Raw genomic sequence first — 24,146 nt, 5'->3', positions numbered from 1 at the left:
GGAATACGCTCCCTTCCCATTTTCAGATGTGATTAAAGTACACTTGCACGGCCTTGGTAGACTGCCCCTCTAGAAGCGTCAACCGTAATATCCTGGCCTTCTGTCAAAATGGATGTCGCATTTTCCAAACCAACAATAACCGGAATGCCGAGGCTTAATCCGACTACTGCAGCATGGCTTGTCAAGCCGCCCTCTTCTGTAATAAGAGCAGACGCTTTTTCAAGAGACGCGATCATGTCACGGTCAGTGCTAGTAGTAACCAAAACCGCGCCGTCAGTCATTTTTTGTTCGGCTTCTTTCGCGTTTTGCGCAATGACAACCGGACCGTAAGCTGATTTGCGGCCGATACCTTGGCCTTTAGCAATGATATTGCCGACAGTATGAACTTTCATCAAATTCGTTGTTCCTGACTCACCGACAGTGCCTGCTGTAATGACGATCAGGTCACCATTTTTTACAATTCCGCTGTGTAATGATTTTTGCACAGCGTCTTCCAGCATCTCATCAGTTGAGCTTGCATTTTGACCGCTTTCTGCGAAAACGCCGGATACAAGAGCGAGTTTTCTGGAAACAGAATCATTTACAGTCACAGCGACAATCGGTGCCTGCGGGCGGTATTTTGCAATCATACGCGCTGTATGGCCGCTTTCAGTCGGCGTCACAATCGCAGTAGCATTCAAGTTAATGGCTGTATGTGCAACAGATTGGCCGATTGCATCAGTAATCGTCATGCCTACCTGGTCTCTGCGCTTTGAAAGAATCTCTTTGTAATTCAGCGCCTCTTCAGAACGGGATGCGATGTTGTGCATCGTTTGAACCGCTTCAACCGGGTAGTTTCCGGCAGCTGTTTCACCAGAAAGCATGATCGCATCTGTGCCGTCGAAAATTGCGTTTGCGACGTCACTCGCTTCCGCACGAGTCGGACGCGGGTTGCGCTGCATGCTGTCAAGCATTTGTGTCGCTGTAATAACCGGTTTGCCCAGTGCGTTGCATTTTTTAATCAGGTCTTTTTGCACGAGCGGCACTTCTTCAGCCGGGATTTCCACACCTAAGTCTCCGCGCGCAACCATTAAGCCGTCAGACACTTCGAGAATAGAATCAATGTTGTCTACGCCTTCTTGGTTTTCAATTTTAGGGATAATTTGAATATCCTGAGCATTATGCTCCTCAAGAAGTTCACGGATTTCAAGCACGTCAGTAGAACGGCGTACAAAAGACGCAGCGATGAAATCTACCCCTTGCTCAATACCGAAAACGATATCTCTCGCGTCTTTCTCAGTAATACCAGGAAGGTTGACACTGACACCCGGCACGTTAACGCCTTTTTTGTTTTTCAGTGTTCCGTTGTTTAGTACTTTTGTTTTGATTTCGCGTTTAGCGGCATTCACTTCAAGTACTTCAAGACCGATAAGCCCGTCATCTAAAAGAATCGTTGAGCCTTTTTCAACGTCCTCTACTAAACCTTCATATGTTACTGAAATCTTATCAGTTGTTCCAACTACCTCGTCCATTGAAACGATAAGCTCTTTGCCTGTTTCAAGCTCAATAGCACCGTTTTCCATAGTATGTGTACGGATTTCAGGGCCTTTTGTATCAAGCAGGATTCCGACGTTTTTGCCGAGCTTTTTGCTCGCTTCGCGGATATTTTTAATACGTGCTCCGTGCTCCTCAAAATCTCCGTGAGAAAAATTTAAACGAGCCACATTCATTCCTGACTCCATTAATTTCGTAAGCATTTCAATACTTTCACTTGCCGGACCGATGGTACAAACAATTTTTGTTTTTCTCAATTCGTTCACTTCCTTCTGAAATCTTCAGCCTTCTGCTGCATTCTTAAATAGACAGTTCTTTTGAAAGCTGATACATGTTTTGCTCAACTGTGTGTTTTTGATCCAGTATTTCTATAATATCATGGTCTACAAGCTTATTGTTTTGTATACCTACACAGCGTCCGCCTTTTCCTTCAAGCAGCAGTTCAACCGCATACGCGCCAAGTCGGCTTGCCAGAACACGGTCAGCAGCACTTGGGGAACCGCCGCGCTGGATATGGCCTAATACAGATACCCTAGTTTCAAGATTTGTTTCTTCTTCAATGCGTTTCCCGAATTCAACACCGCTGCCTACTCCTTCGGCAACGATAATAATACTGTGTTTCTTCCCGCGCTCATGACCGCGTTTTAGCCGGGCAATGATTTCGTGCATGTCGTAATCAGCCTCAGGGATCAAGATTGATTCCGCACCGCCTGCAAGTCCGGCCCATAATGCAATATCGCCGGCGTGGCGGCCCATCACTTCGATCACATATGTACGTTCATGAGAAGTCGCTGTATCACGAATCTTATCAATTGCGTCAATTACTGTATTTAAAGCTGTGTCGAAACCGATTGTAAAATCAGTACCCGGAATGTCATTATCAATTGTACCCGGTACACCTACACATGGAAACCCGTGCTCCGTTAATTTCTTCGCACCCATGTATGAGCCGTCTCCGCCGATAACGACAAGCCCTTCGATACCCAGCTTCTTCAAGTTTTCGATCCCTTTTTCACGGCCTTCAACCGTTTTGAATTCAGGACATCTTGCTGTATATAGCTTTGTTCCTCCGCGATGAATAATATCACCTACAGAACCGAGCTCTAGCTTTTCAATCTTTCCGCTGATCAATCCTGAGTATCCGTTATAAATGCCGTAAACTTCAACGTCATGATAAATCGCTTTTCTGACAACTGCGCGAACTGCTGCATTCATTCCCGGGGAATCCCCGCCGCTCGTCAATACCCCTATACGTTTCATTCTCCATTCACCTCAGCAAACATATATGATTAAAACATAACATGATCATTGCCCTAAAAACAATGAAAAGGGATCTCCATCCTCCCTATGAAACCTTACCTATTATACAATTAAATAAATTGTTTTTAAATAAAATTTAAGGAATGTCACAAAAAATAAACGTGAGCCAAAGGCTTCACGTTTATTTAGTTTACCCCGATATATTGATCTTCAATCGATACTTTCCCAATTGCTTTGTATTTTTCATAGCGCTGCTGAATTAATTCTTCTTCATTCAGCTTCAGCAAAGTCTTTAACGATTGTTTAAGGGTTTCATCCATGTAGCTTGCCTGCAGCTTAATATCGTGGTGCGCTCCGCCTTTTACTTCTTTTATCATATGATCTATAATACCTAATTCTTCTAAGTCAGGCGCAGTGATTTTCATTGTTTCCGCCGCTTTTTTGGCAAGACTGGAGTCCTTCCATAAGAGTGCCGCAGCACCTTCCGGAGAAATAACAGAATAAGTAGAGTTTTCCAGCATATGCAAGTGGTTGCCCACACCTAAACCTAGAGCTCCGCCGCTTCCGCCTTCGCCGATGACGATACAAACAACAGGCACTCTAAGGCCGGCCATTTCAAACAGGTTTTTGGCGATTGCTTCGCTTTGTCCTCTTTCTTCAGCTGCTCGTCCAGGGTATGCCCCCTTCGTGTCAATAAAACAGATAATCGGTCTGTTAAATTTATCAGCCTGTTTCATCAGACGAAGCGCTTTACGATAGCCCTCAGGATGAGGCATTCCAAAGTTGCGGACCAGGTTTTCCTTCGTGTCTTTTCCGCGCTGATGTCCGATAACTGTCACAGGCAGGCCGTGGAACTTGGCAATACCGCCGACAATGGCTTCATCGTCTCCGTACGCTCTGTCTCCGTGACATTCAAAAAAGTCTGTAAACAGGTAATGAATATAATCAAGTGTTGTCGGACGGTCCGGCAGACGTGCGATTTGAACCCGGTCCCAAGGCTTCAGATTTTTATAAATATCATCCTGAAGCTTAGCTAGACGGTCTTCAAGCCGTTCGATTTCTGCACTCAGATCCATTTCCGAATCCTGGGTGAATTTTTTCAATTCGGCGATTTTGGTTTGCAGTTCAATCACCGGTTTTTCAAATTCTAATCTTGCAGCCACTCAATGTCACCTCCTGTTTGATGCATATCCAGCAGATTCTCTAACGTTTTTTTCATGTCGTCGCGGTGAATAACCGCATCAAGCTGTCCATGTTTTAATAAGAATTCCGCCGTTTGGAAATCCTCCGGCAGTTTTTCGCCTATTGTCTGTTCGATAATCCTTCTTCCGGCAAAACCGATCAGCGCGCCAGGCTCCGCAAAATTATAATCGCCAAGAGAAGCAAAGCTTGCCGATACCCCGCCGGTAGTCGGATGCGTCATGACTGAGATAATGAGACCCTGTTCCTCACTGAATAATTTTAAGGCAGAGCTTGTCTTTGCCATTTGCATAAGGCTTAATATGCCTTCCTGCATCCTTGCACCGCCGGAAGCAGTAAAAATAATAAACGGAACTTTATCCGCTTTTGCTTTTTCAATCGCAAGCGTGATTTTCTCGCCGACGACAGAGCCCATGCTGCCCATACGGAATGAAGAATCCATTACCGCGACAACAGCAGGAAATCCCCCGATGGTACCCTTGCCTGTGACAACAGCCTCGTTTAAGGATGTTTTCTCGCGATCTTTTTCAAGCTTTTCCAGATATCCCGGGAAACCGAGCGGGTTTTCCGATAACATCCCCTGATTGAATTCCTCAAAGGACTGTTCATCCATCAAGCTTTCGATACGCTGTTTTGCATTCATTGGGAAATGATAATCGCAGTTCATGCATACCCGCATATTTTTATCCAACTCTTTAGTGAGCATGATTTTTTTACACTTAGGACATTTTGTCATAATGCCTTCCGGAACATCGTGCTTCGCTTGATCTGACGGTACGGAAGCATACTTTTTCTTTTTAGTGAATATATCCTTTAACAAATGATTACCTCCCTTTTGTGAAGGGTTCTCTTCACCGCATGCCATCCAGACAGATAGACTTGCTAATAACTTTACCGAAACTATTGTACTTTTTTTGTCAAACGCTGTCATCCTCAATTCGACAACTTTTTATCCGCAGACGCGTGCGGACAGACTCATGATAAACCTAATAAATCGTTGAACCAGTAAGGTTGGTAACGTATTCAAAAATCATGTTAAACTCGGCTGAAATTTTTTTAAGTCCTGACCCCAAAAAAATTTCAGCCGCAAGTTTAACTTGAGAACAGCGCGCCGGTCTCCGCCAACGCGCTGCCATTTTTGGAATGAATTAAAATTATTCGCCAATAATCGTAAGTTTTCTGGTTTTTTCTGCAACTTCTTCAGGATCTACAGTAATTCTTGCCACACCTGTTTCCATCGCCGCTTTCGCCACAGCCTTAGCCACAGCAGGCGCAACACGTTTATCAAACGGTGCAGGGATGACGTACTCTGGGCTAAGCTCATCGTCTGATACTAGTGAAGCAATGGCTTCAACCGCTGCAATCTTCATTTCTTCGTTAATGTGAGTAGCGCGCACGTCAAGCGCTCCACGGAAAATTCCCGGGAAGGCAAGCACATTGTTTACTTGGTTCGGGAAATCTGAACGGCCTGTTCCGATAACGCTTGCTCCAGCTTCACGCGCATCTTCCGGCATAATTTCCGGATTCGGGTTTGCCATTGCGAAAATGATCGGATCTTTCGCCATACTTTGTACCATTTCTTTTGTTAGCGCACCTTCGACAGACACACCGATAAATACGTCAGCACCAGCGATCACATCTTCCAAAGAGCCGTCTTTACGGTCTTGGTTTGTGAATTTCGCCACTTCGTTTTTAACATCGTTCATACCGTTCGGACGCCCTTCATAAATGGCTCCTTTTGAATCGCACATCACGATGTCGCGCACGCCGAAATGGTAAAGAAGCTTAATGATCGCAATACCTGCAGCACCGGCGCCGTTAGCCACAACTTTAATGGAAGACATGGATTTTCCAGACAATTTCAGCGCGTTTACAAGACCAGCTACTGTGACAATCGCTGTGCCGTGCTGATCGTCATGGAAAACCGGGATGTTCGTTTCTTTTTTCAGACGCTCTTCAATGATGAAGCAGTTTGGCGCCGCGATATCTTCAAGGTTGACACCGCCAAATGTCGGTTCAAGCAATTTAACGGTTTCAATGATTTTATCAACATCATTTGTGCCCAAAGCAATTGGGAACGCGTCTACGCCGGCAAAGCTTTTGAAAAGAACGGCTTTACCTTCCATAACAGGAAGTGCGGCTTCAGGGCCGATATTTCCAAGGCCGAGCACAGCTGTACCGTCTGTCACAACTGCTACCATGTTCCCCTTCATTGTATAATCATATACTTTATTAATGTCTTCATGAATATCCTTACATGGTTCTGCTACACCCGGGGAATAAGCAAGGCTTAAATCTTTCGCATTTTTAACCTCTACTTTAGATTTGGATTCGAGCTTCCCCTGGTTCACTTTATGCAGATGTAATGCTTCTTCTCTTAATGACATTCTCCTAAACACTCCTTAATGGAATTTTTTGATTCGTATGCTGCTGCATTGATTGCTGCATTCTGCGGAGTTGATCTATCAGAATATTTAAACAGAGTAACATAATTGCTCCAATTGTATAACAAAAAGCGAATGGTTACCACTGTTTTAAAACGACGTTTTTTTGACCTAACAGCTCTTTTAAGCGGTATAACACCTGGTGATCCGCATCGATATGGAACGCCTCAGGAAGCTTTATCGTCTGTTTTTGCCTTTCATAATAGAGATAAACGCCGGTTTCCCCCTTATGCTCCAGCAAAATGCGCTTGATCTTTGTCAGGATCTCCTGACTGTGCTGACTGCTTTCTATCTTCATATAAACCGATGGCGCTTTTTCAGCATTCATATTTTCCAGCAATTCCGCTCTGGACATAATAAACTGGACTTTTTCCTGCCTGATTTCACATTTCCCTGCTGAGAACAATAGAGCGCCCTCTCTTAAAACCGGGGAAAGCTGTCTGAATTGTTCAGGGAACACAACGGCTTCCATTTCGCCGGTCTCATCACTTAACGTTAAAAACGCCATGTTTTGACCTGTTTTTGTCCGAATCGTTTTGATTTTCGACAGCAGGACACCGAGTGAAACCTGCTTTTTAACAGCCTGCTGAGCTTGCTGAATGGGTACCGCTCCTCGCGCTGTCAGCTGGTTTCGAAAGGCAGAGAGCGGATGATTTGAAAAATAAATACCGAGCGTTTCTTTTTCAAATGCAAGAATATCCACAAGCGGAAGCTCCTCGGTTTCCACGTACTTCGGTTTAATGGAAAACGATTCTTCTAAAAACAATCCCATTTGGTCATCGTCCGCGGCGAATAGCTCGGCATGCTCTAACGCAACGTCAATCGATGCGAGCAGCGTAGCCCGGTTTTGATCGAATTCGTCCATTGCGCCAGAAAATATGAGTGCTTCAAGCGTTTTGCGATTTACGCTTTTTGACGGCACGCGAAAGCAGAAATCGAAAAGATCTTCAAATGGTTTCTCTTTTCTTGCTTTATATATATCTTTGACTGCTGAGACGCCTACACTTTTTATCGCACGGAGGCTGTACCTGACAGCTCCGTCTTCAACTGTAAACGGATAGCTGCTTTTGTTCACTGACGGAGGAAGGATACGAATCCCGCTCCCCTTCGCTTCGTAAAGATATTGAGCTATTTTATCCTCATTGCCAATGACGCTTGTAAGCAATCCGCACATAAAATATAAAGGATAATGAGCCTTCAAATACGCAAGCTGGCAGCCGATCATGCTGTATGCCACCGCATGGCTTCTGTTGAAGCCATAGTTTGCGAATTTGACGATTAAATCGTAGACTTCATTTGCAGTGTCTACAGAATACTCCTTTTTTAAGCACCCTTCAACAAAATGGCTTCGCTCTCGGTCAAGAATGTCTTTCTTTTTTTTGCTGACTGCACGTCTGAGCAGGTCCGCCTCGCCTAAAGAAAATCCTGCCATACGCGAAGCAATCACCATAATTTGCTCCTGATAAACGATGACGCCATACGTATCTTCCAATATCCCTCTTAAATCTTCATGAGGATAATGAACCGGCACGCGCCCGTGTTTACGGTCGATAAATAACGGAATATTTTCCATCGGGCCGGGCCGGTACAGTGCGTTTACCGCGACAATATCTTCTAATCCTGAAGGCTTAAGCCTTTTCAAAACGCTTCTCATTCCTGAGGATTCAAGCTGGAAAATCCCTGTCGTATCCCCTTTTGACAGCAGGGAGAATGTTTTTTCGTCTTGATAAGAAATACTCGAAAGATCTATTTTAATATTTTTTTCTTTTTCAATCATTGAAGTGATGGACTCGATGAGTGTCAGGTTGCGCAAGCCCAAGAAATCCATTTTCAAAAGGCCCAGATCTTCGAGGTGATCCATCGCGTATTGCGTTAAATAGATCCCTTCATGTCCTTCCTGAAGCGGGACAACATCAGTTAACGGTTCCTCACTTAAGACAACGCCGGCCGCGTGGGTTGACGTATGTCTCGGAAGACCTTCTATTTTTCTGGCAATCGTAAACACTTGCTGAAGCAGACTTGACTCACTGAGTCGCTTATTCAGCTCCGGCGATTGCTTTCTCGCATCATCCAAGGTCATGCCCGGCCTTGAAGGAATGAGCTTCGCAAGCTGATCCGCTTCCTTCGGGCTTACACCGAATACCCTTCCGACGTCCCGAAGCGCCGCTTTTGCCGCCAGCGTCCCGAAGGTAATAATCTGGGCGACGTGCATTGCGCCGTATTTCTGCTGAACGTATTGAATGACCTCGTCCCTTCTCGTATCCGGAAAGTCGATATCAATATCCGGCATACTGATTCGTTCCGGGTTTAAAAACCTTTCAAACAGCAGGTGATGCTTGATCGGATCAACGTCCGTGATATAGAGGACATAAGCCACGAGCGATCCCGCCGCAGAACCCCTTCCCGGTCCTGTCACAATCCCTTTTTCATGGGCGTGCTTCATAAAATCCCATACGATCAGAAAATAATCGCTGAACTTCATCCGCTTGATGACATCAAGTTCATATTGAAGACGTCGAATATACTGTTCATCTGGTGTATCGAAGCGGCTGCGAAGCCCTGTCATACAAACATCCGTCAAATAATCATCCGCGGATGTACCGTCTGGAGTCGGAAATGACGGCAGGCGGGTCTGACCGAGGCTGACGTCAACCCGGCATTGTTCTGCAATCTCAACAGATGCTTGCAATGCCTCAGGATGCTCTTGGTATATAACACGCATTTCATCAATGGATTTCAAGTCGAGATCCGGCATCTCTTCGTTTGATGCCTCAGTGAGTTTTTCACCTGACTTTATCGCTTTCAAACAGCGATAGGCAGCCTGATCTTCTTTCCTTATATAATGAACATCGCCTGTCGCCGTGACCGGAATTCCCGTTTCTTCAGACAGCCGGAGGATTTGCTCAGATAAGAATTTATTTTCTTTAAACGGCTGAAAGGATAAATAAAAAGCGCCTTTTCCGAATATAGACTGAAAATGAAGTGCGGCTTGAGCGGCCTGGTCAAACAGCCCTCCTTCAAGCAGCATTTCAATATAGCCCTTCTCGCCGGGGGTGATCGCAATAATGGCTTCGCGATAGCTGTTAAGCCATTTTGGCTTCAGGCCGTTTTTTGATTTCGATTGCAGGACGCTGCTGATTTTCAGCAGGTTTTGATAGCCTGTATTTGATTTTGCCAGCAGGACGAGAGGGTAGGCTTCGAGCTCGTCATCATCTGTGAAAACAGAAGCCGTCAAGCCGATAATCGGGTTGATCCCCCTCGCCTTGCATGCTTTATAAAATTGTATAGCTCCGTACATGACATGATCATCTGTCAGCGCCAAAGACGCATATCCGAGCCTGTCAGCTTCACTGACGAGCTCTTCCACAGCCGCGGCGCTGTTTAGCAGGCTGTACCCGCTATGCACTTGCAGGTGAACAAAAGACATGCTATCACCTCTTTCTCCATTACGATCCATTTCTTTCTTCATTATAAGTCGGGTTTTCAAAAGAAACAAACGTTCTTTTTCGAGTCGTCATCATACTTGTCCCGAATGCTCAATATGATATAAAAGGTGAGGTGATCAAGATGGATCAGGAAGCTGGTTTTATGGTAAATTTTATCAACAGTTATTTTATAGCATTAGGGGTGCTGATCGGAGGCGCACTCATCGGAGGCCTTGGAGCATATTTGGCAGGCGAAGCCCCGCTTACGGTTATTACAAAGCTTGCGAACAGATTAAAAATATGGGCGCTGGTCGCCGCTATCGGCGGTACATTCGATGCGGTATACAGCTTTGAACGGGGTATCCTTGAAGGCAATACGAGAGATTTATTCAAGCAGATTCTTCTCATTATCTCGGCCATGGGCGGTGCGCAAAGCGGCTGGCTTATTATTTCATGGCTGACGCAGGAGCATATTTCTTCATGAGAGTGCCGCAGCATTACAAGAAACCGGGATGGCAGCGTTTTTTTGCAGGTATGATGTGCGGAGCCGTGATCAGCTGGTTTTTTTTCCTGTTTACATACGGAACATTCCAGGAGGAGCAGGTTTCCCTCATCGAAAAACAAAAAGAGCACGTCAAAGACTTGAACGACCAAATTTCCATCTATCAGGAAGACCTCCACAAACTAAATGAAGACAATAAAAGAAAACTGCTTATTCAAAGCGTCGATGTCAAATTGCTGAATGGAGAAAAATATAAAATCTCGCAGCCTGATAAAACAAAATTCGAGGAGCATGTAAAGGATGATATTTCAGAGGTCATTACAAAGGATATAGAAAGCGTCTATAAAACGAAGGAGCTTTTAAAACGGACAATTGAAAATAAAGTCTATACGATCAATGAAAAAAAATATGAGGCAGCCGTCAAGGAATTAATTATTTACACAAGGCTTTCGGTAGAAATCGAAATATCATTCGCGACGTAAATATGGAATTTTTTTAAATTTTTCAAACTCCTGTCGCTTTTTCCCATTCTTTTTTATAAACTATAAATGAGGCTTAATAGCGAAAGGAGGAGGAAGGGAAATGGAGGTTTACAGTGACCGTCAGTTAGCAAAAGATCAAGCAGCCCGACTCAGACAAGGTTTTTCTGCATATGCCGAAACAAACTCACTCGCTTCCCTCATCAAAAAAGAACTTCAATCTCACAATCTCCAAGTCTACGAGGACCTTACTGAGTTCGGCTGCTGGTTCATCCCCGTCACAGATGAACACTAAGAGAGAGGGTCTCCCCTCTACTTGTGTTCTTTACATAACGTCTCCAGATCAGCTAAAATCTGTTCCGCTTTATCCCAGCTGTAAATGGAGGCGCCTGAAGCCAGAGGATGCCCTCCGCCGTTATATTTCCGGGCGAGTCCGTTAATAACAGGCCCCTTTGAACGGAATCTGACTCTGATTTGATCGTCTTCTTCTATGAAAAACACCCATGCGCGAATACCTGAGATATTTCCAAGCGTCCCGACAAGCTGCGACGCTTCAGAAGCCGTTGTGCCGAACCTTTCAAGAGTATCCTTTTTGATGAAAACAGAAGCAGCGCCATTTTCAGACAAAGACACATTTTGAAAGATATAGCCGTTAAGCTTCACCACATTCAGTTTTGTTTCATACAATTGATTAAACAGCTCTGAAGAAGAGAACGGATACTTAATAAGCTCGCCTGCATATTTTAATGTTTTTTCCGTTGTATTGGGAAATAAGAAGCGTCCGGTATCACTGACAATGCCGGCATAGATCAGCTTTGCGGCTTTTGTATTCAGCTTCCAGCCGTGCTCTTTTCCTTCTAAATACAGCTCGTAAATCATTTCACTTACTGAGCTTGCATTCGTATCGACCCACAGAAGATCGCCGTAAGGATCTTCGTTCGGATGGTGGTCGATTTTCATTAGTTTGGCGCCTGATAAATAACGCTGATCGTCGATTCTTTCCTGATTTGCCGTATCGCAGACGATCACAAGGGCGCCTTTATATGTTTCATCGTCCACCTCATCGAGGGTATATAAGAAAGAGAGGGACGGTTCTGGCGTGCCGACCGCAAAAATATTTTTTTCAGGATACGTTTCACGCAGGATTTCCGTAAGTCCGCACTGAGATCCGTAGGCATCCGGGTCAGGGCGCACATGTCTATGTAAGATAATCGTGTCATATAATGATATGGTTCTGATCAATTCAGTTTTCATTTGATACTCCTTTATTGTTTTTTTTCATTAAATCACATTCTCTGCCGACGGAAAAGAAAAATAACGTCAAAACCAAGCCCGTTTTTGTATAGAATGGGTTTGTAAACTTTTACGATGGAGGATTTCATTTATGCTGGTTCTTGTTTTTTTGATTGGGCTTTCAGCCTGCTTTTATGTGTACTATAAAGTAAAAGGCGTACGGGCAAAGCAATCTTTGGAAAAAGAAATCTTTTCAGCAAAATCTAGCATGGCATTAGGATCGATGGTGCTGTTTTACGGACTCAATCAAATGATATTATTCCATTCAGTATTAACGTTAGTAATCGGCGGCATCTTTATCGTCATCGGAGCCGGAAGCGCATGGGCAGGTTATAAAGCCTACAGCCATTACAATCCCCTTCACGCCAAAGAAGCTGAAAGAGATCACGCGTAAGGGGCGCCTGAGACGTCCCTTAGCTTCTTTCCATCAGCTGAACCATCAGCATTGCTTTAGACACGATATGGCCTTGGCTGTGCACTTCAACTTCCATTTTTCCGAACTTTCTTCCAGCCTCTAAAATGCGCGGCTTGACTTCGATGACCGACTCCATCTGCACAGGCTTCAAAAAGAAAATGGTGATGCTTTCTATCACTAGTTCGCCGCGTTTTTTCGAGCGCAAAAACCGATTGGCTGCTTGCGTCAAAATGGTCGTAAACACGCCATAAGAAATCGTCCCCAGCTGATTTGTCATTTGCGGCGTTACTTCATACTGATAAACCGTCTGATCCTGTTTATCCTCATCCTCATCTTTAAATCCTCTTGAGACGATATCATCAAGCTTTTCCCCGATTTGAGGCTGCTTTTGAATCATTTGAAGAGCTTTCAGCACGTCTTGGCGGCTGATCATGCCAATCAGTTTTTGGTGTCCGTCAGTGACGGGAAGCACTTCGATCCCTTCCCATACCATCATTTGCGCCGCTGAGGCGACAGACGTTTTTCCAATAACCGTAACCGGATTTTTTGTCATGACTTTTTCAATGGGTGCATTCCGGTCGTGACCTGCGATATCTTTCGAAGTCAAGATCCCGTGGATTTTCATTTGTTCGTCGACAACCGGGAAACGCCCATGGCCCGTTTCAAAATTTTTCTCATACCATTTTTCAAGTTTATCCTTAGGTGAAAGATATATCGTACGGTCAGCGGGCGTTAAAATGTCCTCCACCAGAACGATTTCTTTTTTGATCAGCTGGTCATAAATCGCCCGGTTAATCATAGCGGCGACTGTAAAGGTGTCATAGCTCGTGGATAAAATCGGCAGCTCAAGCTCGTCTGCCAGCTGCACGATGCTGTCATCTGTGTTAAATCCGCCCGTTACAAGTACAGCGGCGCCTGCCTCAAGCGCCTGTCTGTGTGCATTGATTCGATTTCCGACAATCAAAAGATTTCCGGCTGCCGTGTACCGCATCATCGCATCCAGCTCCATTGCGCCTATGACAAATTTATTTAATGTCTTATGGAGTCCGGCCCGGCCTCCGAGCACTTGTCCGTCTATGACGTTTACAACCTCTGCATATGTAAGCTTTTCGATATTTTCTTTTTTCTTTTGTTCAATTCTGATTGTTCCGACACGTTCAATCGTACTGACAAAGCCTTTATTCTCTGCTTCCTTGATCGCTCTGTACGCCGTGCCTTCACTTACTTTCATTTCCTTTGCGATTCTCCGCACAGAAATTTTTTCACCGACAGGCAGCGAATCAATATATGTTAAAATTTGTTCATGCTTAGTTGCCAAACCTTTCACCTCTAAGGGACAGTCTTCTGCTTTTATTATAAGGGCTCGGATGATTGATTCGCAATGAGGCAGGAAAATAAAAAGGAAGCCTGCCCGGCTTCTTACAGCGCAGTGTTCTGTTGGGTGCTGAAGAACGAATCCATCATTCAGACTTCCCGCAAGCGCCTGGCCTTCGTGATTCCTTTCACATCTATAAAAACAATGTCTTTATTTTTCTTTTATATTGATGTCAACTGCTGCTTTTACAATCTTTTTATTCCCTATTTTAGATAAAACAAATAAAACAGCAAACAGCCATATTGCTCCTATCGCCGTATAGATAAATGGATAAACAGCTGTGTTTTCAATCCATTCATTTATCAATGTTCTCGCATTTACTAATATAATAAATCCTCCTACAAGCACACCCATCAATTGCGGGTGAAATTTCTGTACGAGCCATGCTGCGATAGGGGCCGCGATAATTCCGCCAGCCATTAACGAACACACCCATAACCAATTGACATCCTCCCATCCCAATGAAACAAGAAAACCGACAGTTGCAGATACTGCGATGGCAAACTCACTAGTATCTACAGTTCCTACTACTTTCCTCGGACTCAGGCCTTTTCGGGATAATAAAATCGGAGTGGTGACGGGGCCCCAGCCACCTCCTCCTGTGGCATCTGCAAAACCGGCGATCACTCCTAAGGGAATGGATTGTTTTCTGCTTAACGGCACATGTTTTTTCTCAAGTGCAGGCTTGTATTGAAATAAAAATCTTATCAATACATATCCGCCCAGCAGGAGCAGAAACAAAGAAATATAGGGTTTCGCCACATCTCCGGGTAAATGGCTGAGAAATGCAGCGCCTAAAAAAGCCCCTATTGAACCGGGAATGACAAGCTGATAAACAGTTTGTTTGTCAACATTTCCAAATTTAATATGTGACACTCCTGATGCGGCAGTCGTGACGACTTCCGCTAAATGGACAGAAGCCGAAGCAACAGCAGGCGTTATGCTGAAAGCTAATAACAGCGAAGTTGAGGTAACACCATAAGCCATACCTAACGAACCGTCTATTAACTGCGATAACAAGCCTATAAATGCAAAAACAATTAATTTCTTCATCAGCACACCTCGTCTGTATCAATCAAATATTTTCTCAAAGCAAACCATCTCTGACTCTTCATTCCTGCGTTCATTATCCTAATAATCTTCTAGCGCTTTCATATAAAAAATAAGAGGCTTTTATAATGGCAGTTTCATCAATTGTAAATGCCGGGTGATGCCAATCATGATCACCGCCGGTTCCAAAAAAAGCAAAGGATCCGGGAATATGCTCCAAATAGTAAGCAAAATCCTCCCCGGCAGTGGATGGGTCGGGTGAAATGACCTGAAGCTGTGCTTTATGAGCAGCAGCTTTTACGATTTCAGTTATTGCTGTATCATTACAAAGCGGCGGCGGTCCGGAAATCCACTTCACATTCGCCTTCAAAGAAAAAGCAGAAGAAATCTGCTCTGCAACAGACAGAAAACGCTGCTTCACTTGTTCCCGAACCTCTGAATCAAATGTTCGAACAGTGCCTTCGATCACCGCTGTATCGGGGATGACGTTCCATGTGCTGCCGCCTTCGATTTTCGCTACAGTTACAATCGCGCTTTTTAGCGGATTTACATTTCTGCTTACAATCGTTTGCAGGGCGACGATAAGCTGAGAGGCGCCGACAATAGGATCAAAACCATTATGCGGCAATGCTGCATGAGCGCCTTTTCCTTGTATCGCTACTTTAAATCGGTCAACAGCAGCCATAAGAGGGCCTGTTTTTAACCCTACAGCGCCAACCGGTATATCGGGTTTGTTGTGAAGACCGATAACTGCTTCAATGCCATCCAATTGGCCATCCGCTATCACTTTTGCAGCGCCTGCGCCTGATTCCTCAGCCGGCTGGAATAACAAACGAACCTTTCCTTTCAGGCTATCTTGATTTTCCTTTAGCAAAAAGGCCGCACCAAGAAGCGCTGCCGTGTGAAAATCATGGCCGCACGCGTGCATGATTCCTTTCTTTTTAGATGCATAGGGCAACCCTGTTTTTTCTTCGATTGGCAGCGCGTCAATATCAGCCCTCAAAGCAATGGCCGGACCTTCTGACTCCCCTGCTATATCTGCGAATACACCTGTTTTTAATGATGTAGGACGAATTGGTATGCCCTTTTCTCCAAGGCATTTTGCAATAAAATCGGTTGTTTCAAATTCTTCTTTTGACAGCTCGGGGTATTGGTGCAGATGCCGGCGTATTGCGATGAGCTCTTTTTCAAGCGATAAGAGATTCAATGGATTATGCTCGCTATCATCTTCAATTGTTTTTGCTGTCTGATATGGGTATGCCCCTTCTATATTGCTCCAATAATCTAAAGGCATGTTTTCTCCTCCTTTCAGCTCTTTACCTATCTGCCTTTAACATCACAAGATCTCCAGTCTCTTCAATATAAGCAGTAATAAAACGGCTCAATTTAAATGCAAGACCGCCCGGCCCAAATTTTACACACTTACTGGGAGGGTTCTCATTCTCTGCCTGCAAAAAGCTTAAAAAAGATAAAATATATATACGCCGATATGCAACTTGTGTAATACCATACTCAAAAAACCAATTGTCAATCACATTGTATACACCGCGGTTGATCCCGTATAAACTGTTACACTTCTTGTAAAAGCTGAGGTCCGGAAGATTTAACTCAGGGTGTGAGAGCAGGCTTTCTTTATTTTGAGATGCAATTCCCATACGTTCAAAGCGTTTGGAAGCGTATGAAATATCCTTTTTGATTTGCTCTTTTAGTGACTCCAAAGAATAAAACCTTCTTTCATCTCTTATTTTAAAGAGAATGCTGCATTCCGTATGTTCTCCGTAGATCTCCCTATCAAAGTGAATCAAAAAAATCTCAATGGTTTTTTTCAGATTAGGACCAATCGTTGGTTTCACTCCGATATTCATAACCCCTAAATAAAATTGCTGGTTGATCGCCGCCAGAACCCCGTAAACGCCGTTAGGAAGCCCGTTTATTTCGGTTTCTATATTTGCTGTGGGAAATCCTAATTTTCTGCCCAACTGTTTTCCTTTCACAACCGTACCTGCAATGATTGCCAAAAAAGTCATCCTCCTCCCGCTTCTCCTATTAATGATTTGATGAATGTACAAAAGGATGATGAACCGAAGTATCAAGCCCAAGATTTCCCCGCAATGTCCCGCCGTTATAGTCTCTGCGGTACAGCCCTCTTTCTTGAAGAATCGGAATCACTTTTTCTACAAAGGCATCAAGTGTTCCCGGGATATCCGACCCGATGATAAAACCGTCAGCAGCTTCGGCTTTGAACCAAGTCTCAAGCAAGGAGGCGACCTGCTCTGGTGTACCGATGAATGGAGTCCTTGGAAAAGCCATTTCCCGCGCCACTTCCCGTAGTGTCATGTTTCTGGCTTTCGCTTCTCTCTTAATTCGATCTGTTGTGCTTTGAAAAGCATTCTTTCCAACTTCGCCAATATCGGGAAACGGTTCATCAAGCGGGAACACACTCAGATCGTAATCATCAAAAAATCTCCCCAAATAAGTAACTGCATTCTCAATCGGAATCAATTCTGCAAATTCCCGGTATTTCTTCTCTGCTTCTTCTTCCGTATCTGCCACAATCGGGCTGATTCCCGGAAAAATTAGCACGCTGGAAGGGTCGCGCCCTTGAGCGGCAGCCCGCTTTTTAATATCCGCATAAAATGCGATTGTCTCGCCTAATGAATTGGAATGGGTAAAAATCGCATCTGCATTTTTGGCCGCAAATTGACGGCCTGTTTCTGAAGAACCCGCTTGAAACACGACAGGCTCTCCCTGATTTGAGCGCCCGATATTTAAAGGCCCCTCTACTTGAAAATATTCTCCTTTGTGATTCAGACGATGAAGCTTTGCCGGATCAAAAAACTGCCCTGTTTCTTTATTGTGTATAAATGCGTCCTTCTCCCAGGAATTCCACAAACCACGCACAACATCCAAATGCTCTTGTGCAATAACGTAACGCTCGGTGTGTTCTGGCAGTCTGGTTCTGCTATGATTGCGTGCAGCTCCTTCCTGCGGAGAAGTAACCAGATTCCAGCCAGCCCTCCCCCCGCTGATGTGGTCCAGCGACATTAACTGCCTTGAAATCGTAAATGGCTCAGTAAAAGAAGTAGAGAACGTACCTACTAAACCAATGTTTTTTGTGACGGACGCAAGCGCCGATAATATGGTGATGGGTTCAAATCGATTTAAAAAATGGGGAATTGATTTTTCAGAAATAAATAAGCCGTCTGCAATGAAAATGAAACTGAACAAGCCTTTTTCAGCTGTTTGAGCCTTTTGCTTGTAAAATTCCACGTTTGTACTTGCGGAAGGATCGACTTCAGGGTGACGCCAGCCGTCAGTTGTTCCCCCAACCCCATGAATAATGGCTCCAAACTGTATATCATTTCTTCGCGTCACCTTTTTTCCTCCTTTATCTGAGCGTAATTGGCAAGTGCAAGCTCAAGATTTTTAATACCAATTTCAGTAATCCCTTCATAACGATTACCGCCGCCAACTTCTACCACAGGAACGTGGCGTACTCCGTATTTCACCTGTAAAATGTCTCTCAGCTCTTCCTTCTCCGAAACATCGATATTTTGAAATGCTATTGCTTTTTCATGTAAATAATTTTTGACTTCTTCGCAATATGCACAGCCTTTCTTACTCCAAACCACAACGTTGACAAAATCGCTCATGTTTTATCCCCCTTATTGTTTTGCGGCTAGAACTGCATCACTCAGCAGCTGATAAGACAGCCGTTTTTCGTCTGCATTTTTGATCGGTGAAAAAATGACAAAATCGTTAATTCTGTATGTGTCTGATAAACGTTTTAATTCGTCCGCCGCTTCTTCCTTCGTTCCGGCAATCACCCCGGTTTTTTGGACGATGATGTCATAGGGCTGGCTGACGTTCTCAAGATAGGCTTCGGCTTGTTCGCGGGTACCGACATTCACTCTCCTCCCATCTTGCAAAATCACTTTTATCGATTCACGCGACTCAATATGTTTTTGTGCCTCTTCCTTTGTACGCGCCGCAAAAACAGCGGGAGCAAGGTGAAATTCCGCTTCAGAGCCTGCTGGCAGATGCGTGTCAAAGGCTCGGCGGGCTTCTTTTAGCACTTTCTCTTCACCGTTAATAAAGTAAGCAAAGACAAAAGATATTCCCAGTTTTGCAGCTAAAATTGCGCTCTCTGTGCTTCCCCCCAGCAGAAAAAGTCCCGGCCTGTGTTCAGCCTGCGGTGCCGGCCGCAGTTGCGCAAAACAGTGGGCATCTGGAAAATCATCCCGAATGAAATGAGTGAGATCCTCCAGCTTTTCTTCAAACTTGCGCGCCGGTTTTACATATTCATATTGCAGAGCGTCTGTCGACAGCTGAAAACCGCCGGGCGCTTTGCCTACTCCAAGGTCAATGCGTCCGGGAGCTAATGCAGACAATAGATGAAACTGCTCCGCCACTTTGTAGAGGGCTATAATGCTGCAGCATCACGCCGCCGGATGCTAAACGTATGGTCTTTGTGCTTGCGGCAAGATACCCTAAAAGAACTTCAGGAGCGGAGCCGACAATATCACTATTGTTGTGATGTTCAGCGACCCAAAAACGGTAATATCCATACTCTTCAGCCATCTGCGCCAACTTCACCGTATGCTGTAATGTATCGGCTGCGGTTTCTCCTTCACCTGCCAGACTTTGGTCTAATATACTTAAGCGGATCATATCACCGGCTCCTTTATGTGTTCTTTTATTTCATATAAATACTCCGGCGAAACACGGCGGAGAAACCGCTTTGTTCTTTCTTTTTTCGTATGGCGGAAGACTTCATCCGGAGTTCCTTGTTCAACAATGACGCCCTCATCCATAAAAACAACTTGATCTGAAACTCTTTTCGCAAACTCCATTTCATGTGTAACAATGATCATAGTGGCTCCGGTCCTCACAATATCGAGCATGACCTCAAGAACTTCGCCGACCAGCTCTGGGTCAAGCGCAGCTGTCGGCTCATCGAACAGCAGCACATCAGGATTAATGGCAAGCGCCCTCGCTATTCCAACTCTTTGTTTTTGCCCTCCCGATAATTGACTCGGATAAGCGTTCAATTTGTCTTGAAGCCCAACCTTTATCAGCTCGTTCTCTGCTATGGCATACGCGTCTTGTTTTCTCATTTTCCGGGCTACCGTCAAACCCTCCATGATATTTTCAATCACCGTTTTGTGAGTAAACAAATGATATTGCTGAAATACCATTGCTGTCTGTTTTCTGAGCCAGCGAGTGTCTTTTTTTGTCGGAAAACTGCAATTAATCACTTTGTCATGTAAAGAGATGATCCCTTCGTCCGGCCTTTCTAATAAATTAAGGCAGCGTAAAAAGGTGGTTTTCCCTGACCCGCTTGGACCGATAATTGTCACAACTTCTCCTTTGTGCACAGTCAGATTTATTCCTCTTAATACCTGGTGCATGCCAAAACGCTTATGAATATTTTTAATCTCAATCATAAAGTGCCTCCTTGAAATCTGGATGCCTTCCTCTCAAATATTCCATTTACGGTTTCCATCATAAGAGTCAGCACCCAATAGATAATCGCCGCTCCGATAAAGGCTTCCAAAAATGCATAATTATCAGAAGCAACGATAGTCGCTGTCCCTGTTATTTCAGGAACAGCCACTATAGCTGCAATAGAGGTCGTATGCAAAAACCCGATGCCTAAATTTGTGAAGTTAGGGATTGAAACCATCAGCGCCTGCGGCAATATCACTCGACGAAAGGTTTGACCGTGCGTCAGGCCGATTGAATAGGCCGCTTCGACCTGTCCGGTATCCATTGCCAAGATGCCCGACCGGATAATTTCTGTTAAATAAGCACCAGCAGTTAAAGACAAAGCCATGACCACAAACACGGCGACCGGAATCTCATTGGCGGACCAGCCGAGATGAAAAAAGCTGCTGACACGATCCACAATCGCCGGCACGCCTAAATAAATCAGCATAATATGGAGAATGGCAGGTGTACTCCGAAAAAATGACACATAAAGCCTTGAACAAGCCGCCAATCCCTTTATTCTAAAAATTCTGACCATTATATTTCCAAGTGCCGCAAGAAATCCGAGGATGATCGGCAAAACAGCCATCATCAATGTCAGCGGAATGGTTTTTATCATTTCTTTCATGGCGGAAGCAATAAATGGAAAGTCAAATTGCAATCTTCTCCCCTCCTAGTCCCCGTACATATTTCAATGTATGTTCATGTCAAAAACGGTAACAAGTCGTTTTTGATCCTTCTTGATTCGTTTTTCGGCCAATGTAAAGAACCTTTCGAATAAAACTGCTACGGCATAATAAACAACAGATAGCGCAATGTACACTTCAAGAGAATGATTGCTTGAGGTAATCAGTGTTTGGCCCCTTCCCGACATATCCATCACACCTATTGAAAAAGCAAGAGACGTATCTTTTAAAGAGCTGATCACCATGTTTCCCATATTCGGAAAAGCCTGCACAAAGGCCTGGGGCAGAACGATGCGCCTGAAAGCCTGCCTTCCGCTGAGACCAATACTGTACGCCGCTTCCGTTTGGCCTTTATCAACACTGCCCGCCCCTGCTCGAATGATTTCAGCTGCTGCTGCGGCATTGCTTAACGCGTATGTTGCAACAGCGGCATAAAACGGATCCATTTTTGATGTATCAATCCCTATCACCCCCGTCAGCGCCGGTATGCCATAAAACACGATAAAAAGCTGCACCATAACGGGTGTACCTCTGAAAAACGAGATATACACTCTTGCAAATTGATTTACAATAGGAAAGTTATAGATGCGGGGCAGCGCTAAAAAGAGCCCCAATACAAACCCGAATAGCAATGACAGCGTTAAAATGTATAATGTAACCGGCAGATAGCCGATTAAGGTCGGTACAAAATCTGCAATCATGCTGATATCAAACGCTTTTTCCATCACGGCTCCCTCTCTTTATACTCAATACTGTTCCTTGGAATAATCGTCGCCCAGCCATTTTAAACTGAGCTCTTTCAGTGTTCCGTCATCAATGATTTCCTGTAATGCTTTGTCAATGTTTTTACGTAATGTTTGTTCATTTTTGTTAAACATAAAATACACTTTGGCATTGGAGAGCGCATCACCGACCGTTTTTTCTTTTATCGCGCTCGTTTTGTTTTGAAAATCCACTGCAAAAGGCGTTGAGATTGTCGCGTCGGCACGGCCTGACTGCAGCTGGTTCGCGGCATCGTTTGAACCTTGGCCCGCATAGGCAATCTCGAATGGGTCGCCATGTTTCTCATTCCATTTTTTCAACACAAGCGCGCCGTTTGAGGTTGCGCTTGTAATGACCCGTTTCCCTTTTAAATCTTCAATCCCGTGAATGGTATCGTTATCTTGAAGGACGGTTATTTTTAAAGGGAAATGATTGTAGGCGACCTCGTTAAAGAGAAACTTTTTTTCACGCTCTTCGCTTTTCTCCATTTGATGTGCCACGATATCGACTTTATGCTGGCCGAGACTGACAAGCAGGTTGGAAAATTCCATCGTTTTGAAAGTGAATTTATAATTCGGCAGACGCTTATCAATCTCTTTAACCAGCTCGACATCATAACCGGTCAAATCGCCATCATCATTAATAAAGCAAATATTCGGAAATTGAGTCCCGGTTCCGACCGTAATCGTCTGCACCTTCTTTTCTCCAGCCCCCGTTGTTTGGCTGCCGCCGCAAGCCGAAAGGACTGTTGTAACGGCAAACAATATTGTCATGACAGCTGCTTTTGTCCTCATCTTATCGCCTCATTTTCAGCTTCATTTATTTTTAAAACTTGATTTTGAGTAATCTGCGCCGAGCCATTTTTGACTCAGCCTTTTTAACGTTCCGTTTTTCTCCAGCTTTTTAATGGCTTGATCCGTATCATCAGCTAAGGTTTGACTGCCTTTATTGAACATGAAATATACCTCAGTATCCAATAACACATCACCGACTGTCTTTTGACGGAAAGCGTGCGTTTTATTTTGAAAGTCGACCGCAAACGGTGTGGATATGGTTGCGTCGGCACGGCCGGTTTCAATTTGATTGGCCGTGTCATTGCTTCCCTGCCCGGCGTATTTCAGATGAATCGGATTGCCGTGAGCTTTGTTGTACGACGTGATATAATCCGCTCCATTTGATGTGGCACCGACAATGACTGTTTTTCCGTGTAAATCTTTTAATGTATGAATCTTGTTATTATCCTCTCTCACGGTGATATACATCGGCGAATAGTTATACGGCACTTTATGATACAAAAAACGTTTTTCGCGCTCTTTGTTTTTGGCCATATTGTGGGCGATCACATCAATTTTTTTATTTCCAAGACTCGTCAGAAGATTTGAGAAATCCATCGTCTTAAATTCGAAGGTATATTGAGGCAATTGTTTATCGATGGCTTTCATCACTTCAATGTCGTACCCGGTCAAATCGCCTTTTTCATTTAAAAATGCAATATTCGGAAAATCTGTCCCAGTGCCGACAATAATCGTTTGAGCCTGACTATCCGTTTTCCCGTTTGTTTCCTGTCCGCATCCAGCCAGTAATCCAAACACCGACAGCAGAAAAGCTATTCTCATTCGCTTATTCATAGGCTGCCTCTCATTATGCCCAGCTGGGGGTGCCTAAAAGCGACGGCTCAAATCGTTCCGGAATCAGAACCTTATGCATCATGACACCTATATCCCCATCTTTCTCCTGCTCAAAATACACTTCATACCCTCTCCTTCTGTACATATCGACGAGCCACGGATGCTTGCGCGCCGAGGTGCCAAGCGTCAGCGCCGGTGCCTTCAGCATATCCCGCAGCACTTTTTCCTCAACATACGTCAGCAGCTTACTGCCGACGCCTTTCCCTTTATATTCCGGCAGCGTTGCAAACCACCATACAAATGGATATTTTGAAGGGGGCGCTTCATTCTCCCATGGAAACCGGATGGTAATTGTTGAGATGAGCTTCCCGTCCCGCTCCAGCACAACTGCTGAATGATTTTTGATATTTTCTGACACCATATGTATGTCAGCTCTTGTGGAAGGCCAATCAATATCCAGCTGCCGAATTGGCTGAAAGGCGCTGTTAACCAGTTTTAAAAACTCCGGTGCATCTTCAACAGTTGCCAATCGAAAAATATCCTCACTCATTTTGAGCACTCTCCTCCACAAAATATACAATTCCTATTTGTTTACTAAGCTTTT

At 44.4% G+C, this 24,146-nt stretch carries 23 protein-coding genes and 1 pseudogene; 4 read left to right on the top strand and 20 right to left on the bottom strand.

Going from position 1 to position 24,146, the window contains the following annotated elements; all coding sequences use genetic code 11:
• Nucleotides 1-32: 32 nt before the first annotated feature.
• From pyk to dnaE, 6 genes are all read right to left on the bottom strand, one after another.
• Complete coding sequence (pyk, locus tag CJU60_RS15345; RefSeq protein ID WP_024122458.1) at nucleotides 33-1,790, bottom strand: pyruvate kinase; 1,758 nt, start codon at nucleotides 1,788-1,790, stop codon at nucleotides 33-35.
• Between the two features lie 43 nt (nucleotides 1,791-1,833).
• Nucleotides 1,834-2,793 (bottom strand): 6-phosphofructokinase, encoded by a 960-nt coding sequence (gene pfkA, locus CJU60_RS15340; RefSeq protein ID WP_024122459.1) that lies wholly within the window; start codon nucleotides 2,791-2,793, stop codon nucleotides 1,834-1,836.
• Between the two features lie 185 nt (nucleotides 2,794-2,978).
• Nucleotides 2,979-3,956, bottom strand: coding sequence for an acetyl-CoA carboxylase carboxyl transferase subunit alpha (gene accA / locus CJU60_RS15335; RefSeq protein WP_095714226.1), 978 nt, complete (start codon nucleotides 3,954-3,956; stop codon nucleotides 2,979-2,981).
• Nucleotides 3,941-4,813, bottom strand: a complete 873-nt coding sequence (gene accD / locus CJU60_RS15330; RefSeq protein WP_044153863.1) for an acetyl-CoA carboxylase, carboxyltransferase subunit beta — start codon at nucleotides 4,811-4,813, stop codon at nucleotides 3,941-3,943. Before accD ends, accA begins: the two co-directional genes overlap by 16 nt.
• Nucleotides 4,814-5,147: 334 nt before the next feature.
• Entirely contained in the window at nucleotides 5,148-6,380 is a 1,233-nt protein-coding gene (gene ystJ, locus CJU60_RS15325; RefSeq protein WP_095714225.1) for an NADP-dependent malic enzyme, read from the bottom strand.
• Between the two features lie 136 nt (nucleotides 6,381-6,516).
• Complete coding sequence (gene dnaE / locus CJU60_RS15320) at nucleotides 6,517-9,864, bottom strand: DNA polymerase III subunit alpha (RefSeq protein ID WP_095714224.1); 3,348 nt, start codon at nucleotides 9,862-9,864, stop codon at nucleotides 6,517-6,519.
• A gap of 140 nt (nucleotides 9,865-10,004) precedes the next feature.
• Between dnaE and ytrH the strand changes: the two genes are divergently transcribed.
• From ytrH to CJU60_RS15305, 3 genes are all read left to right on the top strand, one after another.
• Nucleotides 10,005-10,346 carry a sporulation membrane protein YtrH gene (gene ytrH / locus CJU60_RS15315; protein WP_024122464.1) on the top strand — a complete coding sequence of 114 codons (342 nt, stop codon included), beginning with the start codon at nucleotides 10,005-10,007 and terminating at the stop codon, nucleotides 10,344-10,346.
• Nucleotides 10,343-10,846: a sporulation membrane protein YtrI gene (gene ytrI / locus CJU60_RS15310; RefSeq protein WP_024122465.1), complete on the top strand. Its 504-nt coding sequence runs from the start codon at nucleotides 10,343-10,345 to the stop codon at nucleotides 10,844-10,846. Before ytrH ends, ytrI begins: the two co-directional genes overlap by 4 nt.
• A 100-nt stretch (nucleotides 10,847-10,946) precedes the next feature.
• The gene (locus CJU60_RS15305) at nucleotides 10,947-11,138 is read left to right on the top strand and encodes a YtzJ family protein (RefSeq protein ID WP_010335284.1); all 192 of its coding nucleotides are present in this window, start codon (nucleotides 10,947-10,949) and stop codon (nucleotides 11,136-11,138) included.
• Between the two features lie 17 nt (nucleotides 11,139-11,155).
• Here CJU60_RS15305 and nrnA read toward each other — a convergent pair whose 3' ends face one another.
• A complete protein-coding gene (gene nrnA / locus CJU60_RS15300; protein ID WP_024122466.1) occupies nucleotides 11,156-12,097 on the bottom strand; it encodes a bifunctional oligoribonuclease/PAP phosphatase NrnA in 942 nt (313 codons plus the stop codon).
• Between the two features lie 130 nt (nucleotides 12,098-12,227).
• On the opposite strand from nrnA, the gene CJU60_RS15295 reads away from it, so the two are divergent.
• The gene (locus CJU60_RS15295; RefSeq protein WP_095714223.1) at nucleotides 12,228-12,530 is read left to right on the top strand and encodes a YtpI family protein; all 303 of its coding nucleotides are present in this window, start codon (nucleotides 12,228-12,230) and stop codon (nucleotides 12,528-12,530) included.
• Between the two features lie 19 nt (nucleotides 12,531-12,549).
• On the opposite strand, the gene CJU60_RS15290 is transcribed toward CJU60_RS15295, so the two are convergent.
• The 13 genes and pseudogenes from CJU60_RS15290 to CJU60_RS15230 all read right to left on the bottom strand — a co-directional run bounded on the left by CJU60_RS15290 (nucleotide 12,550) and on the right by CJU60_RS15230 (nucleotide 24,092).
• Nucleotides 12,550-13,869 carry a CBS domain-containing protein gene (locus CJU60_RS15290; RefSeq protein ID WP_024122468.1) on the bottom strand — a complete coding sequence of 440 codons (1,320 nt, stop codon included), beginning with the start codon at nucleotides 13,867-13,869 and terminating at the stop codon, nucleotides 12,550-12,552.
• A 207-nt stretch (nucleotides 13,870-14,076) separates the two neighbouring features.
• Nucleotides 14,077-14,979, bottom strand: coding sequence for a sulfite exporter TauE/SafE family protein (locus CJU60_RS15285; RefSeq protein ID WP_024122469.1), 903 nt, complete (start codon nucleotides 14,977-14,979; stop codon nucleotides 14,077-14,079).
• 73 nt (nucleotides 14,980-15,052) lie between these two features.
• The gene (locus tag CJU60_RS15280) at nucleotides 15,053-16,270 is read right to left on the bottom strand and encodes an amidohydrolase (protein ID WP_095714222.1); all 1,218 of its coding nucleotides are present in this window, start codon (nucleotides 16,268-16,270) and stop codon (nucleotides 15,053-15,055) included.
• Between the two features lie 22 nt (nucleotides 16,271-16,292).
• Entirely contained in the window at nucleotides 16,293-16,994 is a 702-nt protein-coding gene (gene ribR / locus CJU60_RS15275; protein WP_095714221.1) for an RNA-binding riboflavin kinase RibR, read from the bottom strand.
• A gap of 28 nt (nucleotides 16,995-17,022) precedes the next feature.
• Complete coding sequence (locus tag CJU60_RS15270; RefSeq protein WP_095714220.1) at nucleotides 17,023-18,351, bottom strand: LLM class flavin-dependent oxidoreductase; 1,329 nt, start codon at nucleotides 18,349-18,351, stop codon at nucleotides 17,023-17,025.
• On the bottom strand, nucleotides 18,348-18,629 hold the full coding sequence (locus CJU60_RS15265) for a glutaredoxin family protein (protein WP_095714219.1): 282 nt from the start codon (nucleotides 18,627-18,629) through the stop codon (nucleotides 18,348-18,350). The genes CJU60_RS15270 and CJU60_RS15265 overlap by 4 nt, the downstream gene beginning before the upstream one ends.
• Before the next feature lie 12 nt (nucleotides 18,630-18,641).
• Nucleotides 18,642-19,647 (bottom strand): annotated as a pseudogene (locus tag CJU60_RS15260) (LLM class flavin-dependent oxidoreductase).
• The gene (locus CJU60_RS15255) at nucleotides 19,644-20,423 is read right to left on the bottom strand and encodes an amino acid ABC transporter ATP-binding protein (protein ID WP_095714218.1); all 780 of its coding nucleotides are present in this window, start codon (nucleotides 20,421-20,423) and stop codon (nucleotides 19,644-19,646) included. Before CJU60_RS15255 ends, CJU60_RS15260 begins: the two are co-directional and overlap by 4 nt.
• Complete coding sequence (locus CJU60_RS15250; protein ID WP_095714217.1) at nucleotides 20,420-21,127, bottom strand: amino acid ABC transporter permease; 708 nt, start codon at nucleotides 21,125-21,127, stop codon at nucleotides 20,420-20,422. The genes CJU60_RS15255 and CJU60_RS15250 overlap by 4 nt, the downstream gene beginning before the upstream one ends.
• Nucleotides 21,128-21,157: 30 nt before the next feature.
• A complete protein-coding gene (locus tag CJU60_RS15245) occupies nucleotides 21,158-21,877 on the bottom strand; it encodes an amino acid ABC transporter permease (RefSeq protein ID WP_024122477.1) in 720 nt (239 codons plus the stop codon).
• Between the two features lie 21 nt (nucleotides 21,878-21,898).
• On the bottom strand, nucleotides 21,899-22,708 hold the full coding sequence (locus CJU60_RS15240) for an amino acid ABC transporter substrate-binding protein (RefSeq protein ID WP_024122478.1): 810 nt from the start codon (nucleotides 22,706-22,708) through the stop codon (nucleotides 21,899-21,901).
• 21 nt (nucleotides 22,709-22,729) lie between these two features.
• Nucleotides 22,730-23,542: an amino acid ABC transporter substrate-binding protein gene (locus CJU60_RS15235; RefSeq protein ID WP_095714216.1), complete on the bottom strand. Its 813-nt coding sequence runs from the start codon at nucleotides 23,540-23,542 to the stop codon at nucleotides 22,730-22,732.
• A gap of 13 nt (nucleotides 23,543-23,555) precedes the next feature.
• On the bottom strand, nucleotides 23,556-24,092 hold the full coding sequence (locus CJU60_RS15230) for a GNAT family N-acetyltransferase (RefSeq protein WP_024122480.1): 537 nt from the start codon (nucleotides 24,090-24,092) through the stop codon (nucleotides 23,556-23,558).
• Between the last annotated feature and the right edge of the window lie 54 nt (nucleotides 24,093-24,146).

Source organism: Bacillus sp. 7705b, assembly GCF_002289525.1.
Lineage (GTDB): Bacteria > Bacillota > Bacilli > Bacillales > Bacillaceae > Bacillus > Bacillus halotolerans.
The sequence above is the reverse complement of the archived record's forward strand: the minus strand, read 5'-3'. Positions and strand labels throughout refer to the sequence as shown.

Bases quoted from the DNA above. Each gene is read 5' to 3' on its own strand.
- pfkA (WP_024122459.1), bottom strand. From the start codon at position 2,793: ATGAAACGTATAGGGGTATTGACGAGCGGCGGGGATTCCCCGGGAATG.
- ystJ (WP_095714225.1), bottom strand. From the start codon at position 6,380: ATGTCATTAAGAGAAGAAGCATTACATCTGCATAAAGTGAACCAGGGG.
- dnaE (WP_095714224.1), bottom strand. From the start codon at position 9,864: ATGTCTTTTGTTCACCTGCAAGTGCATAGCGGGTACAGCCTGCTAAAC.
- ytrH (WP_024122464.1), top strand. From the start codon at position 10,005: ATGGATCAGGAAGCTGGTTTTATGGTAAATTTTATCAACAGTTATTTT.
- ytrI (WP_024122465.1), top strand. From the start codon at position 10,343: ATGAGAGTGCCGCAGCATTACAAGAAACCGGGATGGCAGCGTTTTTTT.
- CJU60_RS15305 (WP_010335284.1), top strand. From the start codon at position 10,947: ATGGAGGTTTACAGTGACCGTCAGTTAGCAAAAGATCAAGCAGCCCGA.
- nrnA (WP_024122466.1), bottom strand. From the start codon at position 12,097: ATGAAAACTGAATTGATCAGAACCATATCATTATATGACACGATTATC.
- CJU60_RS15295 (WP_095714223.1), top strand. From the start codon at position 12,228: ATGCTGGTTCTTGTTTTTTTGATTGGGCTTTCAGCCTGCTTTTATGTG.
- CJU60_RS15285 (WP_024122469.1), bottom strand. From the start codon at position 14,979: ATGAAGAAATTAATTGTTTTTGCATTTATAGGCTTGTTATCGCAGTTA.
- CJU60_RS15280 (WP_095714222.1), bottom strand. From the start codon at position 16,270: ATGCCTTTAGATTATTGGAGCAATATAGAAGGGGCATACCCATATCAG.
- CJU60_RS15265 (WP_095714219.1), bottom strand. From the start codon at position 18,629: ATGAGCGATTTTGTCAACGTTGTGGTTTGGAGTAAGAAAGGCTGTGCA.
- CJU60_RS15255 (WP_095714218.1), bottom strand. From the start codon at position 20,423: ATGATTGAGATTAAAAATATTCATAAGCGTTTTGGCATGCACCAGGTA.
- CJU60_RS15245 (WP_024122477.1), bottom strand. From the start codon at position 21,877: ATGGAAAAAGCGTTTGATATCAGCATGATTGCAGATTTTGTACCGACC.
- CJU60_RS15240 (WP_024122478.1), bottom strand. From the start codon at position 22,708: ATGAGGACAAAAGCAGCTGTCATGACAATATTGTTTGCCGTTACAACA.
- CJU60_RS15235 (WP_095714216.1), bottom strand. From the start codon at position 23,542: ATGAATAAGCGAATGAGAATAGCTTTTCTGCTGTCGGTGTTTGGATTA.
- CJU60_RS15230 (WP_024122480.1), bottom strand. From the start codon at position 24,092: ATGAGTGAGGATATTTTTCGATTGGCAACTGTTGAAGATGCACCGGAG.